The organism is Nocardioides thalensis, assembly GCF_013410655.1.
GTDB classification, from domain to species: domain Bacteria; phylum Actinomycetota; class Actinomycetes; order Propionibacteriales; family Nocardioidaceae; genus Nocardioides; species Nocardioides thalensis.
This window is the reverse complement of the sequence record NZ_JACCFP010000001.1, coordinates 2,102,263-2,116,253: the sequence shown is the minus strand read 5'-3', so window position 1 is coordinate 2,116,253 and position 13,991 is coordinate 2,102,263. Positions and strand designations below refer to the sequence as shown.

The 13,991-nt window shown below is 71.0% G+C and carries 12 protein-coding genes; 3 read left to right on the top strand and 9 right to left on the bottom strand.

All coding sequences use genetic code 11. The annotated features are described in order from the left end of the window. Positions 1-2: 2 nt before the first annotated feature. The 3 genes from HNR19_RS10435 to HNR19_RS10425 form a co-directional block, all read right to left on the bottom strand. Positions 3-1,613 (bottom strand): ABC transporter substrate-binding protein, encoded by a 1,611-nt coding sequence (locus HNR19_RS10435; protein ID WP_179667860.1) that lies wholly within the window; start codon positions 1,611-1,613, stop codon positions 3-5. A gap of 142 nt (positions 1,614-1,755) precedes the next feature. Next, positions 1,756-2,418, bottom strand: coding sequence for an HAD family hydrolase (locus HNR19_RS10430; protein ID WP_281366570.1), 663 nt, complete (start codon positions 2,416-2,418; stop codon positions 1,756-1,758). A gap of 78 nt (positions 2,419-2,496) precedes the next feature. Beyond that, positions 2,497-3,084: a dihydrofolate reductase family protein gene (locus HNR19_RS10425; protein ID WP_179667858.1), complete on the bottom strand. Its 588-nt coding sequence runs from the start codon at positions 3,082-3,084 to the stop codon at positions 2,497-2,499. Positions 3,085-3,184: 100 nt separating this feature from the next. Between HNR19_RS10425 and HNR19_RS23500 the strand changes: the two genes are divergently transcribed. Further along, on the top strand, positions 3,185-4,021 hold the full coding sequence (locus HNR19_RS23500; protein ID WP_179667857.1) for a helix-turn-helix domain-containing protein: 837 nt from the start codon (positions 3,185-3,187) through the stop codon (positions 4,019-4,021). Here the strand turns inward: HNR19_RS23500 and metH are convergent. After that, positions 4,003-7,755 (bottom strand): methionine synthase, encoded by a 3,753-nt coding sequence (gene metH, locus HNR19_RS10415; RefSeq protein WP_179667856.1) that lies wholly within the window; start codon positions 7,753-7,755, stop codon positions 4,003-4,005. The two genes, HNR19_RS23500 and metH, sit on opposite strands and share 19 nt — an antisense overlap. 163 nt (positions 7,756-7,918) lie before the next feature. On the opposite strand from metH, the gene HNR19_RS10410 reads away from it, so the two are divergent. Then, a complete protein-coding gene (locus HNR19_RS10410) occupies positions 7,919-8,767 on the top strand; it encodes a PAC2 family protein (protein ID WP_179667855.1) in 849 nt (282 codons plus the stop codon). Between the two features lie 14 nt (positions 8,768-8,781). Here HNR19_RS10410 and mshC read toward each other — a convergent pair whose 3' ends face one another. From mshC to HNR19_RS10390, 4 genes are read right to left on the bottom strand one after another with little or no spacing between them, the layout of a single operon-like run. After that, entirely contained in the window at positions 8,782-10,020 is a 1,239-nt protein-coding gene (gene mshC / locus HNR19_RS10405) for a cysteine--1-D-myo-inosityl 2-amino-2-deoxy-alpha-D-glucopyranoside ligase (protein WP_179667854.1), read from the bottom strand. Positions 10,021-10,042: 22 nt separating this feature from the next. Then, on the bottom strand, positions 10,043-10,786 hold the full coding sequence (locus tag HNR19_RS10400) for an SCO1664 family protein (RefSeq protein WP_179667853.1): 744 nt from the start codon (positions 10,784-10,786) through the stop codon (positions 10,043-10,045). A 12-nt stretch (positions 10,787-10,798) separates the two neighbouring features. Beyond that, positions 10,799-11,377 (bottom strand): DUF3090 domain-containing protein, encoded by a 579-nt coding sequence (locus HNR19_RS10395; RefSeq protein ID WP_179667852.1) that lies wholly within the window; start codon positions 11,375-11,377, stop codon positions 10,799-10,801. Positions 11,378-11,387: 10 nt separating this feature from the next. Continuing rightward, a complete protein-coding gene (locus HNR19_RS10390) occupies positions 11,388-12,092 on the bottom strand; it encodes a histidine phosphatase family protein (protein WP_179667851.1) in 705 nt (234 codons plus the stop codon). Here HNR19_RS10390 and corA point away from each other — a divergent pair. Further along, positions 12,091-13,107, top strand: coding sequence for a magnesium/cobalt transporter CorA (gene corA / locus HNR19_RS10385; protein WP_218910206.1), 1,017 nt, complete (start codon positions 12,091-12,093; stop codon positions 13,105-13,107). The genes HNR19_RS10390 and corA overlap by 2 nt on opposite strands. On the opposite strand, the gene HNR19_RS10380 is transcribed toward corA, so the two are convergent. Beyond that, the gene (locus HNR19_RS10380) at positions 13,108-13,950 is read right to left on the bottom strand and encodes an undecaprenyl-diphosphate phosphatase (protein ID WP_179667850.1); all 843 of its coding nucleotides are present in this window, start codon (positions 13,948-13,950) and stop codon (positions 13,108-13,110) included. Between the last annotated feature and the right edge of the window lie 41 nt (positions 13,951-13,991).

Below are 13,991 nucleotides of genomic sequence, written 5' to 3'. Positions count from 1 at the left end.
GCTCAGCCGTTCTTGGTGACCATCCAGAACCGGAAGATGAACGACGGGTCGAGGGTGTCCTCGATGCCCTCCATGCCCTCACCGTAGATGGCGATGTTCTTGCCGACCCACGACGGGATGAACGGCACGTCGGTCGCCGCCAGGTCCTGCAGCTGACCGATGGCCTCCTCGCGCTCGGCCTGGTCGCTGGTGCCCTGCTCGGCGTCGACCAGCTCGTTGGCCTCGGGGTTGGAGTAGCCGTTCTGGAAGAAGCCGCCGTCGACCATGAAGGGCGACAGGTAGGTGTCGGCGTCCGGGTAGTCCGGGAACCAGCCGAGCATCCACAGGTCGTAGGCGCCCTCCTTGTAGACCGTCTGGTACTGCTCCCACTCCGCGCTCTTCAGCGTGACGTCGAACAGGCCGCTCTCCTCGAGCTGGCGCTCGACCTCGTTGGCCTCGTCCTCGGCGTTGGGGCCGTAGTGCGTGGGCGTCCAGCCGACGGTCAGCGGGACGGGCGTCTTCACGCCGGCGTCCTTGAGGATCTGCTCCGCCGCGGCGGGGTCGGGGTCGCCGTACGTCTCCTGGAAGGAGTCCTTCTGGCCCGCGTAGCCCGGCGGGACGATGGAGTACAGCGGGTCGACGGTGCCGTCGTAGGCGTTCTGGGCGATCGCCTCGCGGTCGAAGACCTGCGCGGCGGCCTGGCGGACGGCGACGTCCTTGCCGACGCCGCTGTCGGCACGCCAGACCCAGTAGCGGATCTCGGCGCCCTCGCCCGTGGCGACGGTGAGCTCGTCGTTGCCCTCGAGGTCGGTGATGTCGGTCGGGCTCAGGCTGCGCCAGGCCACGTCGACCTCGCCGTTCTCGACGGCGAGCTTGAGCGCGGAGGCCTCGGAGAAGTACTGGATGAAGATCTGCGCCGCGCCGCCGGTCTTGTCGCCGGTGTACTCCTCGTTGAGCTCGAGCACGGCCTGCTCGCCGGCCTTGTACTGGCTCAGCTTGTAGGGACCGGAGCCCACGACCTCCTCGTCGGCGAGCTTCTCCTCGGCCGGGAAGGTCTCCTCGTCGACGATCGCGCCGGCGCCCGGGTAGGTCAGCACGTACTGGAACGTGGTGTCGGGCTGGTCGAGGTGGAAGATCACCGTGGTGTCGTCCGGGGTCTCGATCGCACCCTCGTTGAGGGTGACGACGCCCTTCTTGTCGGTGTCGGTGATGCTGCCGAGCAGGTAGATCGCCGCGCCGTTGGGGTCCTGGATCGCGATCGACCGCTCGAAGCTGTACTTGACGTCGGAGGAGGTCAGCTCGTTGCCGTTGGAGAACTTCAGGCCCTCCTTCAGCGTGCAGGTGAGGGTCTGCGGGTCGTCGTAGGTGCACTCCTCGGCCGCGTCGCCGACGATGTCGTTGGAGCCTGCCGGCACCGTGACCAGCGTCTGGTAGACGCTGTAGTCGAGCGTGGACGAGCCCAGGTCGTAGGACCCGGCCGGGTCCATGGCCGTCACCGTGTCCGTGGTGCCGAGGATCCAGGACTCTCCGGATCCTCCCTCGGTCCCCCCGCCGCCACCGCTGTCGTCACCGCACGCTGCCAGCGATACGGCCAGGGTTCCCGCTCCGAGGAGCGCGAAGAGCTTCCGCTTCACCTATGTCACCCCAACATCGATCTCTCGGCCCCCGCTGGTCGGGGGCGCGACTCGTGCGGAAGATACTCCCGGCTCCGAGGCGGTTGCTAGGGAAGATCCCCGCCGCGTTGGTCTCGATCCGGCAACGTTTTCGCCGTACGGCTCAGGTCAGTGCGGCGAGATCGGCGGGCGTCATGCCCTCCAGCGAGGTGCGGAAAGTACGCCGCTCGCCCGCGGGCACGACCACGTGGTTGGGCACCACGAGCACCTGGCAGCCCGCTGCCGCAGCCGACGTGGCGCCCGTGTTCGAGTCCTCGATCGCCACGCACTCAGCGGGGTCGACACCCAGCGACGCAGCGGCCGTGAGGTACGGCTCGGGGTGCGGCTTGCCGTACTCCACCAGGTCGCCGGTGACGATCACCCGGAACGTCTCCGGCGGCAGGTGCTCCACGATCGGGGCGACGAACCGTTGGTAGGACATCGTGACCAGGCCGCACGGCACGCCGGCGTCGTGGAGCGCGAGCAGGAGCTCCCGCGCGCCCGGGCACCACGGCACCGCGTGCTGCACCCGCTCGACGACACCGTCGAGCAGCAGCTCGACGATCTCCTCCGGGCTCTGCGGCAGCCCCATCCGCTGCTTGATGTAGCGGCCCGACGTGAGCAGGTCGTTGCCGACCAGGTGCATCGCGTCCTCGTGGGTCCACTGCGCGCCGTGCTGCTCGGCGAGCGCCTCCTCGGTCGCCATCCAGTAGGGCTCGGTGTCGACGAGGGTGCCGTCCATGTCCCACAGGACGGCGGCAGGAAGGTGGGGCGTCTCGGCGTTCAGCGTCGGCTCCAGGCGTCGGGTGCACGTGCGGTGCCAGCCTAGGGCGGCCTGCGCACACCGGCGCCGCCAGGTGTGCCCTCAGCCGCCGAGCAGGTAGTAGCGGAGGCAGAGGCTGCCCTGGTCCGTGCTCGAGACGTCCGCGAGCCGCGCGGTCTGCGGGGTCGGGAGGTCGCGGAACAGGCGCTTCCCGGTGCCGAGGATCAGCGGGTGCACGAACAGCATCAGCTCGTCGACGAGCCCGAGCGCCATCAGCTGGTGCAGCAGCACCCCGCTGCCGAGCACGGCGATGTCGCCCTCGCCCTCGCCCTTGAGCCCCCGGACTGCTTCCTCGAGGTCGCCGGACAGCAGGTGGGAGCCGTCCCACTCGAGCGTGCGCAGGGTGCGGCTGGCGACGTACTTCGGCGTCGAGTTCATGCTGGCTGCGATCGGGTTGCTGTCGGGCTGGGACGGCCAGAAGGCGGCCATCTTCTGGTAGGTCCTCCGTCCGAACAGGTACGCCGAGGTGTCGCCCGCCGACGCGGCCCCGACGGACCGGTGGATGCCGTCGGCGTACGGCGCGCCCCACCCACCGTGGGTGAAGCCGCCGTCCGTGTCCTCCTCGGGTGACCCGAGGCCCTGCATGACACCGTCGAGGGTGATGAATTCGATGGCAACCAGTGAGCGCATGGGTGTCTCCTTTCCGCCGTTGAGTCTGGGCGTCGACAGAGACCGTGGTCTTGAAGATTCCTGACCGTCACGGGCGGCGGTTTCGTGGTGGAATCGGTCCGTGAGCACCGAGGTCCAGCTCGCGCGGCACGCCGTCCACCCGGCGCTCCGCGGCCTCGTGGTCGGCATGGTGGGCCTGGCGGAGGAAGCGGGCTCCGGCATCCGTCGGCGACAGCCGGCGGGGAGCGTGCTGCCGCTGGTGCTGTCGTTCGGGACCCCGATCGAGGTCGACGCGCCGTCGGAGGGCACCGGGGCCGGGATCTACGGAAGCTTCCTCGCTGGGCCGATGTCGGGATTTGTCGACACGACGATCGCGGGCAGCTATCGGTGCGTCCAGGTCTACCTGACCCCGTCGGGCGTGTCCCGACTCGTCGGCCAGCCCGCCCGGGAGGCCGCCGGTCGCGTCATCGACGTCGCCGACGTCGGGCCCCAGGGCCGGAGCTGGTCCGCGATATCCGAGCGGCTCGCCGACACCGCCACCTGGCACGAGCGGCTCGCGCTCGTCGAGGCCGCTCTGCTGGCACGTGCGGCACGAACGGACGCCGCGGAGGACGACCTCGGCGAATGGATGTGGGGACAGCTCGCCAGGAGCGGCGGCCGGGCCTCCATCGCCGGCCTCGTCGAGCAGACCGGCTTCAGCCACCGCCACGTCGTCGCACGGTTCCGGCGGCACACCGGGATGACCCCCAAGGGCGCGGCCGGGGTCATCCGCTTCGAGCGCGCGAGCAACGACCTCGGGTCACGATCGCTCGCCGAGGTGGCCGACCGGCACGGGTACGCCGACCAGAGCCACCTCACGCGCGACTTCCAGCGTCGCGCCGGGGAGAGCCCGGCCGCGTTCCGGGCCGCCCGGCGCCCCACCCCGGCGACGGCGCTCGGTCAGTCGTCCGGGTCGTAGCCGAGGTTGGGCGACAGCCACTTCTCGGCCTCTTCGACGCTCCAGCCCTTGCGGGCGGCGTAGTCGGCGACCTGGTCGCGGCCGAGGCGACCGACGACGAAGTACTGCGCCTGCGGGTGGCTGTAGTAGACGCCCGACACCGACGCGCCCGGCCACATCGCCATCGACTCGGTGAGCTCGATGCCGGTGGCCTTCTCGACGTCCAGCAGCTCCCAGATGGTGCGCTTCTCCGTGTGCTCGGGGCACGCCGGATAGCCCGGCGCCGGCCGGATGCCGGTGTACTTCTCGGCGATCAGGTCCTCGTTGGTCAGCTGCTCCGCGGGCGCGTGGCCCCAGAACTCCGTGCGCACCCGCTGGTGCAGCCGCTCCGCGAAGGCCTCGGCCAACCGGTCGGCGAGCGCCTCGAGCATGATCGCGGAGTAGTCGTCGAGCTCCTTCTTGAACTCCATGATCTTCTCGGGCAGGCCGATGCCCGCGGTCACGGCGAACGCGCCCACCCAGTCGCTGGCCCCGTCGGCGAGGTCGGCGCCGATGGGCGCCACGTAGTCGGCGAGCGACCGGTTGGGGATGCCCTCGCGGTGCTGGCCCTGCTGGCGGAGCTGGTGCAGGGTCGCTCGTACGGCGCCGCCGGGCTCGTCGTACACGAGGACGTCCTCGCCAGTGCTGGCGGCGGGGAAGAGCCCGTAGACGCCGTGGGCGGTGACCCACTTCTCGGCGATCATCCGGTCGAGCATCGCCTGCGCGTCGTCGTAGAGCTTGCGCGCCGCCTCTCCCGACGCGGGGTTGTTGAGGATGTCGGGGAACTTGCCCTTCATCTCCCACGCGTTGAAGAACGGCTGCCAGTCGATGTAGTCGCGCAGCTCGGCGAGGTCGTAGTCGTTGAGCACGTGCACGCCGGGCGTGTTCGGCTGCGGCGGCGCGTAGCCGGTCCAGTCGATCGGCGTCGCGTTGGCCTGCGCGTCGCCGAAGGCGAGCTGCGGGCGGTCGGACTTCTGGGCGTGCCGGGCGCGGAGCGAGTCGTAGTCGGCCGCCAGGTCGGCGAGCAGCGCTGGACGCTGCTCGTCGGACAGCAGGGCGGCGGCGACCGGCACCGAGCGCGAGGCGTCCTTGACCCAGACCACCGGGCCGTCGTACTTCCGGTCGACCTTGACCGCGGTGTGGGCGCGCGAGGTCGTGGCGCCGCCGATGAGCAGCGGGATCTCGAAGCCCTGGCGCGCCATCTCGGTGGCGACCGTGACCATCTCGTCGAGCGACGGGGTGATCAGGCCGGACAGTCCGATGATGTCGGCCTTGTGCTCGACCGCGGCGTCGAGGATCTTCTGGGTCGGCACCATCACGCCGAGGTCGATGACCTCGTAGTTGTTGCACTGGAGGACGACGCCGACGATGTTCTTGCCGATGTCGTGGACGTCGCCCTTCACGGTCGCCATCACGACCGTGCCGTTGGTGTCCTTCTCGCCGGTCGTGCCGAGGTCGGCCTTCTCCTGCTCGATGAACGGGATGAGGTAGGCGACGGCCTTCTTCATCACCCGGGCGGACTTCACGACCTGAGGGAGGAACATCTTGCCGGCGCCGAACAGGTCGCCGACGACGTTCATGCCGTCCATCAGCGGGCCCTCGATGACCTCGATCGGGCGGCCGCCGCGGGCGGCGATCTCCTGGCGGAGCTCCTCGGTGTCCTCCTCGACGTAGGCGTCGAGGCCCTTCACGAGGGCGTGGGTGATGCGCTCGCCGACAGGGAGGCTGCGCCACTCCTCGGTCGCGGCCTCCGCCTTCTCGCCGTTCCCCCGGTGCCGCTCGGCGAGCTCGAGCAGCCGCTCGGTCGCCGCGAGCGAGTCGTCGGTGCGGTTGAGGACGACGTCCTCGATCGCGTCGCGCAGCTCGGGGTCGACCTGGTCGTAGACGACGAGGGCGCCGGCGTTGACGATGCCCATGTCGAGGCCGGCCTCGATCGCGTGGAACAGGAAGACCGCGTGGATCGCCTCCCGCACCGGGTTGTTTCCGCGGAAGCTGAAGCTGACGTTCGAGATGCCGCCGGAGACCTTGGCGCCGGGCAGGTTCTGCTTGATCCAGCGCGTGGCCTCGATGAAGTCGACGCCGTAGTTGGCGTGCTCCTCGATGCCGGTCGCGACCGCGAACACGTTGGGGTCGAAGATGATGTCGTCGGCCGGGAAGCCGACCCGGTCGACCAGGATCCGGTAGGCCCGCTCGCAGATCTGCTTGCGCCGCTCGAGGGTGTCGGCCTGCCCCTCCTCGTCGAAGGCCATCACGACCGCCGCGGCGCCGTACTTCTTGCAGAGCCGCGCGTGCTCGATGAACTTCTCCTCGCCCTCCTTCATGGAGATCGAGTTGACGATCGGCTTGCCCTGGACGTTCTTCAGGCCCGCCTCGATGACCTCCCACTTCGAGGAGTCGATCATCACCGGCACCCGGCTGATGTCGGGCTCGGACGCGACCAGCTTGAGGAAGCGGTCCATCGCGGCGACGCCGTCGATCATGCCCTCGTCCATGTTGACGTCGATGACCTGCGCGCCGTTCTCCACCTGCTGCGCGGCGACCGACAGGGCGGTGTCGTAGTCGCCGTCCTTGATCAGGTTGCGGAAGCGCGCCGAGCCGGTGATGTTGGTGCGCTCGCCGACGTTGACGAAGAGGCTGTCCTCGGTGACCGTGAACGGCTCGAGACCCGAGAGTCGCAGTGCGGCGTGGCTGCTCGACGGCTCGCGGCGCTCCTTGCCCTCCACGGCCCGCGCGATCGCCGCGATGTGGTCGGGCGTGGTGCCGCAGCAGCCGCCCACGATGTTGACGAAGCCCGCTTCCGCGAACTCGCCCAGGATCGCGGCGGTGTCCTCCGGCGCCTCGTCGTACTCGCCGAACGCGTTGGGCAGGCCGGCGTTGGGGTAGGCGGACACGAACGTGTCGGCGACCCGGGACATCTCGGCGATGTAGGGCCGCATCTCCTTGGCGCCCAGCGCGCAGTTGAGGCCCACGGCGAGGGGCTGGGCGTGGCGGACGGAGTCCCAGAACGCCTCGGTCACCTGCCCGGACAGGGTCCGGCCGGACGCGTCGGTGATGGTGCCGGAGATGACGACGGGCCAGCGCCGGCCGGCCTCCTCGAACAGCGTCTGCACGGCGAAGATCGCCGCCTTCGCGTTGAGCGTGTCGAAGATCGTCTCGATGAAGAGCAGGTCGGCGCCGCCGTCGACCAGGCCACGCGCGGCGGTGAGATAGGCGTCGACCAGCTGGTCCCACGAGACGTTGCGGGCGCCCGGGTCGTTGACGTCGGGGCTGATCGAGGCGGTGCGGGTGGTCGGGCCGAGGGCGCCGGCGACGTAGCGGGCGCGGCCGGTCTCCGACGCGACCTCGTCGGCGACCTTGCGCGCCAGCCGCGCGGACTCGAGGTTGAGCTCGTAGGCGAGCTCCTCCATGCCGTAGTCCGCCATCGAGACGGCGTTGGCGTTGAACGTGTTGGTCTCGAGGATGTCGGCGCCGGCCTCGAGGTACTCCCGGTGGATGCCGGCGATGATGCCCGGCTGGGTGAGCGAGAGCAGGTCGTTGTTGCCCTGGAGGTCGCTGGGCCAGTCGGCGAACCGCTCCCCGCGGTAGCCGGCCTCGTCGGGCCGGTCGCGCTGGATCGCCGTGCCCATCGCGCCGTCGAGGATGACGATGCGCTCGCGGAGCAGCTGCGCGAGCTCGTCGGTGGCGTCGGGGCGCCACCCGGGGTTCTGCTCGACCATGCCTGATCCTTCCGTGATGGAAGGCGTCCTTGATCATCGCCGAGCGTGGCGGCGGTCCAGCTGGGGGGACTGCCGTTGCAACGCCTCTCGGCACCCACGATCTTACGGTGCCGGACATGAGGCCCGCCGAATTTCCGCATGGTGGGCCACTAGGCTCGATCGTGTGATGGAGATCGAGGAGGTTCCGGAGCTCGTCAACCCCGTGGTCATCGCGGCGTTCGAGGGCTGGAACGATGCCGCCGAGTCGGCGTCGGCCGTGGTCGACCACCTGATGGAGGTCTGGAACGGCAGGGTCGTCGCGGCGATCGACCCCGAGGACTACTACGACTTCCAGGTCAACCGGCCCAGCGTCGGCCTCGACGACAACGGCTTCCGCAAGCTGACCTGGCCGAGCACCCACGTCGCCGTCGCCTCTCCCCCGGACCTCGACCGCGACGTCATCCTGATCCGCGGCATCGAGCCCAACATGCGTTGGCGCGCGTTCACCGCGGAGCTGCTGGCCGCGGTCGACGACCTCGGCGGCCAGCTCGTGATCACGATGGGCGCCCTGCTCGCCGACGCGCCGCACACCCGGCCGATCCCGGTCACGGGTACGGCGACCGAGCCCGACCTGATCGACCGCCTCGACCTGGAGCAGTCCACCTACGAGGGGCCGACCGGCATCGTGGGCGTCGTCCAGGACGCCTGCGTCAAGCTGGACATCCCGGCCGTCTCCTACTGGGCGGCGGTGCCGCACTACGTGGCCCAGCCGCCGTGCCCCAAGGCGACGATCGCGCTGCTCGGGCAGCTCGAGGACCTGCTCGAGGTCAGCATCCCCCTCGGCGACCTGCCCGACGAGGCGCGCGCCTGGGAGCGCGGCGTCGACGAGCTCGCCGAGGAGGACGAGGACGTCGCGGAGTACGTCCGCTCCCTCGAGGAGGCCCGGGACACCACCGACCTGCCGGAGGCGTCCGGCGAGGCGATCGCCCGGGAGTTCGAGCGCTACCTCAAGCGCCGCGGCCAGGACGACTGAGCTGACCGCCTGATCTACAGGGCCAGGCCCAGCGCGGCGTCGAGGACGGGCAGCAGGGTCGCGGCCGCGTCGGCGTCGGTGGTGTCGGCCAGGCCGTCGGTGCCCAGCGTGGCGCCGACCCAGGCGTCGATCGCGGCGGTCGCGCGGGGCGCGTCGAGGTCGTCGGCGATCGCCGCGAGCACCTCGGTCACCACCGGCGCGGCCGGGGCCCCGGCCCCGACGGCGAAGGCACGCCGCCAGCGGTCGAGGTCGTCGACCGCCTGCCAGAGCTCGGCGTCGGCCCACTCCCAGTCGGCGCGGTAGTGGTGGCGCAGGAGCGCGAGGCGGATCGCCATCGGGTCGACGTCGCTGTTGCGCAGGGCGGAGACGAAGACCAGGTTGCCCTTGGACTTCGACATCTTCTCGCCGTCGTAGCCGACCATCCCGGCGTGGGAGTAGGCGCGGGCGAACGGCTCGCCGCCGGACGCAACCTGCGCGTGGCCGGCACACATCTCGTGGTGCGGGAAGACCAGGTCGCTGCCGCCGCCCTGGACCGCGAACGCGTCGCCGAGGTGGGTGCGGGCGATGGCGGCGCACTCGATGTGCCAGCCGGGCCGGCCGGCACCGAACGGGCTTTCCCAGGAGGGCTCGCCCTCGCGGGCGCCGCGCCAGACCAGCGGGTCGAGCGGGTCCTTCTTGCCCTCGCGGTCGGGATCGCCGCCGCGCTCGCCGAAGAGGCTCAGCATCGTCTCCCGGTCGTAGCCGGACTCGTCGCCGAAGGCGGGGTCGGCGGCCACGGAGAAGTAGAGGTCGTCCTCGACCCGGTAGACGGCCCCGGCGGCCTGGAGCCGCCCGATCAGCTCGACCACGAGCGGGATGGACTCGACGGCGCCCACGAACTCGTCGGGCGGGAGCACGCGGAGCGCCTGCATGTCCCGCCGGAACAGCTCGGTCTCGCGCTCGGCGAGCGCCGCCCAGTCGACGTGCACCTTCGCGGCGCGCTCAAGGAGCGGGTCGTCGACGTCGGTGACGTTCTGCACGTAGCGGACCGGCAGCCCGGCGTTGCGCCAGGCGCGGTTGAGCAGGTCGAACGCCACGTAGGTGTTGGCGTGACCCAGGTGGGTCGCGTCGTACGGCGTGATGCCGCAGACGTAGAGCCCTGCCGTGCCGTCGCCGGGCGTGTCGACGAGACCCCCGGTCGCCGTGTCGTGGATCCGCACGGAGGGTCCGGCCACGGGCAGGGAGGGGACCTCCGGGGCGTTCCACGAGCGCATGTGGTGATGCTATCCGTGGGGGTCAGAACGGCGGCCACGGGATGGACGGCCACCCGCCGCTCGGGTGCGGGAGCACCCCGTGGGCCAGCAGCCGCTCGGCCCGCCGCTCCAGGGCGTGCAGCTCCAGGTCCGTGAGGTGCGCCGCGAGCGCGGTGCCCAGGTCGCCCCGCACCGCGGCGAGCACGCGGTCGACGACGAGGCGCTCCTCGTCGGTCAGCGGCAGGCCCGCCCAGCCCCACAGGACGGTGCGGAGCTTCGGCTCGTGGTGCAGCGTCACGCCGTGGTCGACGCCGAGCCGGCGACCGTCGGCCATCGCGAGCACGTGGCCGCCCTTGCGGTCGGCGTTGTTGATGAGCACGTCGAGCACGGCGAGCCGGCGCAGCGCCGTACCGTCCTCGTGGACCAGGGTGACGTCACGGTCGTACTCGTCGAGGCCCTCGAACACCGCCAGGAACCCGTCGGGCTCCGCGCCGGTGGGCACCAGCGTCACCGCCTCCTGGGTCTCGTCGACCACCTGCCACTCCTGGAGCATGCCGGGTCCGTGCGGCCCGTCGCCGAGCCAGGTGCGCGGGACCAGCCCCCAGCCGGTCGCCTCGGCGACCAGGTAGGACGCGACCTCGCGATCGGCGAGGGTGCCGTCGGGGAAGTCCCAGAGCGGCCGCTCTCCCGCGACCGGCTTGTAGACGACCTCGCGGCCGTCGAGGTCGGCGAGGAACGTCGCGTTGGAGGCGGGCATGATCCTCCCGCGCAGCTGGAGTCCGTCCATCACGCCGTGTGGTCAGGCCGGGTCGCGGCGACGGAAGCCGTTGGCGCGGACGCACAGGTGGCCGTCGGGGTCGACGGGCTGCCCGCAGAACGGGCAGCTGGGCCGGCCGGCGCCGACGATCTTGTTGGCGCGCTGGACGAAGGCCCGGGCACGGGCCGCCTCGATGCGCACCACGAACACCTCGGAGGGCTCCGGGGCGTCCTCGAGCTCGGCCTCCGGCTCGGTCATCCCGACCAGCTCCTCGCCGACCGGGAACACCTCGATCACGACGCGCTCCTCGTCGGGATCCCAGGAGAGCGTCATGGTGCCGGCGCGGAACTCCTCCTCGATCGGCGCGTCCAGCGGGCCGTCGTCGACCATGCCGAGCGGGGCGACCGCGGGCACGACGTCGCGGGTCTCGGCCTGGGTCATCACCTCGTCGAGCAGCTCGTCGACGCGCTCCGCCAGCGCCTCGACCTGCTGCTTCTCCAGCGCGACGGACGTGACCCGGCCGCCGTCGCGGGCCTGGAGGAAGAACGTGCGCGCGCCGGGCTCGCCCACCGTGCCCGCGACGAAGCGGTCGGGTGAGTCGAAGCCGTGGACGATCGCCATGGGATCCACATTAGGGGGCGGAGCCAGCGCCCGCCCCGCCGCCGATGGTCGCGCCCCGCCGCGCCCGCCGCTTGGCCTCCGGGCGACGCAGCCAGGACAGGTCGCCGGCGTGGGTGTTGGTCGCGAGCACGTAGGGGCGCTCGGCGGTGTACTGGATCACCGACACCGACGCCGGGTCGACGCTGAGCCGCTGGAAGAGGTCGAGGTGCATCCCGAGCGCGTCGGCGAGCACGGACTTGATGATGTCGCCGTGGCTCACCGCCACCCAGACCGCTCCGGCACCGTGCTCGGCCTCGACGGCGGCGTCGCGGCGCCGTACGGCGGTGACCGCGCGGTGCTGCATGGCGACCATCGACTCGCCACCGGGGAACGCGGCGGCCGACGGGTGGCGCTGCACGGTCTGCCAGAGCTTCTCCTTGGCGAGCTCCTTGATCGGCCGGCCCTGCCAGTCGCCATAGTCGCACTCGGCGAGGCCGCGCTCGGTCGACGTCGCCAGGCCGCCCATTGCCTTGGCGACCGCGCGGGCGGTCTGGCGGCAGCGCTCCTGGGGGCTGGTGACGAGAGCGGCGACCGGCGCCGTCGCGATCCGCTCGGCCGCCCGCTGCGCCTGCGCGACGCCGGTGTCGTCGAGCCGCACGCCCTGGAGCCGGCCGGCGAGGATGCCCGACGCGTTGGCGGTGGTGCGACCGTGTCGCAGCAGGATCACGGTGGCCATGCCGGTGAGCGTAGTGGCCTACCGTGAGCACGTGATCGTCGACAGCGCCGTCTACCGGCACGGCAAGCGCGTGCCCGTCGACTGCCACTCCCACGACTACGCCGCGCTCCGGGCCGCCGCCGACATGGAGCACCACGCGTTCGTGTGGGTGGGCCTCTACGAGCCGAGCCACCTCGAGCTGGCCGACATCGCCGCGGCCTTCAACCTGCACGACCTCGCGGTCGAGGACGCGGTGGTCGCCCACCAGCGGCCCAAGCTCGAGCTCTACGACGAGAGCATCTTCATGGTGCTCAAGACGCTCTGGTACGTCGACGAGGACGACGCCGTCGAGACGGGTGAGATCAACCTGTTCGTCGGCAAGGACTTCGTGATCACCGTGCGCCACGGCCGCGGGTCGCAGCTCAAGGACGCCCGCCGGGCGCTGGAGCAGCAGCAGGCCGTGCTCGACCACGGGCCCTCCGCGGTCGTCTACGCCGTGTGCGACACCGTCGTCGACGGCTACCTCGCGGTCGTCGAGGAGCTCCAGACCGACGTCGACGAGGTCGAGACCTCGGTGTTCTCCGACCGCCGCACCAACGACTCCACCCGGATCTACACGCTCAAGCGCGAGATCGCGGAGGTACGGCGCGCGGTGCTGCCGCTGCGGGAGCCGATCCGGCGCTTCACCGCGGGCACGGTGCCCGGGATCGAGGAGGCGTCCGGCCCGTTCTTCCGCGACGTCGGCGACCACCTGGCGCAGGCGGCGGAGACCGTCGACACCCTCGACAGCCTGCTGTCGAGCGCGTTCGAGGCCCACCTCGCGCGGATCTCGGTGCAGCAGAACGACGACATGCGCAAGATCTCCGCCGGAGCCGCCCTGGTCGTGGTGCCGACGCTGATCGCCGGGATCTACGGCATGAACTTCGACCACATGCCCGAGCTCAAGTGGCTGTTGGGCTACCCGTTCGCGCTGCTGCTGATGGTCGGCAGCTCCGCGGGCCTGCTCTGGTTCTTCAAGCGGTCGGGCTGGCTCTAGTCACGCCGAGAGCACGCCGGCGGCGAGCAGCACCAGCACCGAGCCGCCGAGCGCCACGCGGTAGAGCACGAAGGGCGTGTAGGACCTGGTGCTGACGTAGCGCAGCAGCCACGCGATCGCGGCGTACCCGACGACGAACGACACGATCGTCGCCAGGATCGTCGGCCCCCATCCGTAGCTCGCCTCGCCGGCGTGCGCGACGCCGACGTCGCCGATCTCCTGGAGCTCGAACAGGCCCGCGCCGACCACGGCGGGGATGGCGAGCAGGAACGCGAAGCGGGTGGCCGCCTCGCGCTCGTAGCCCAGGAAGCGACCCATGGAGATCGTCGCGCCGGAGCGGGAGACTCCCGGGATCAGGGCGAGCGCCTGGGCCCCGCCGAGCAGGGCGGCGTCGCGCAGCGACATCTGCTTGATCCGCTTCTCCTGGCCGCCGATCCGGTCGGCGATGCCGAGGACGACGCCCAGCACGACGAGCGTGGTGCCGATGATCCAGAGGTTGCGGAAGTCGCGCTCGATGATGTCCTTGAGGAGCACGCCGAGGATCACGATCGGCAGCGAGCCGACGATGATGAACCAGCCCATCCGCGCGTCGACGTGGCCGCGGTACTCCGGCTTGACCAGCGAGCGCAGCCAGGTCCAGCCGATGTTCCAGATGTCCTTGCGGAAGTAGATGAGCACGGCGAGCTCGGTGCCGATCTGGATGACCGCGGTGAACGCGGCGCCCGGGTCGCCCCAGCCGAACAGCTCGGGGAAGATCCGCAGGTGCGCGCTGCTGGAGATCGGGAGGAACTCCGTCAGGCCTTGCAAGACGCCGAGGAACAGGGCCTGCAGGTAGTCGGTCACGGGGAGGGATCCTACGGAGACCGTGTGATCCTGCCGTCATC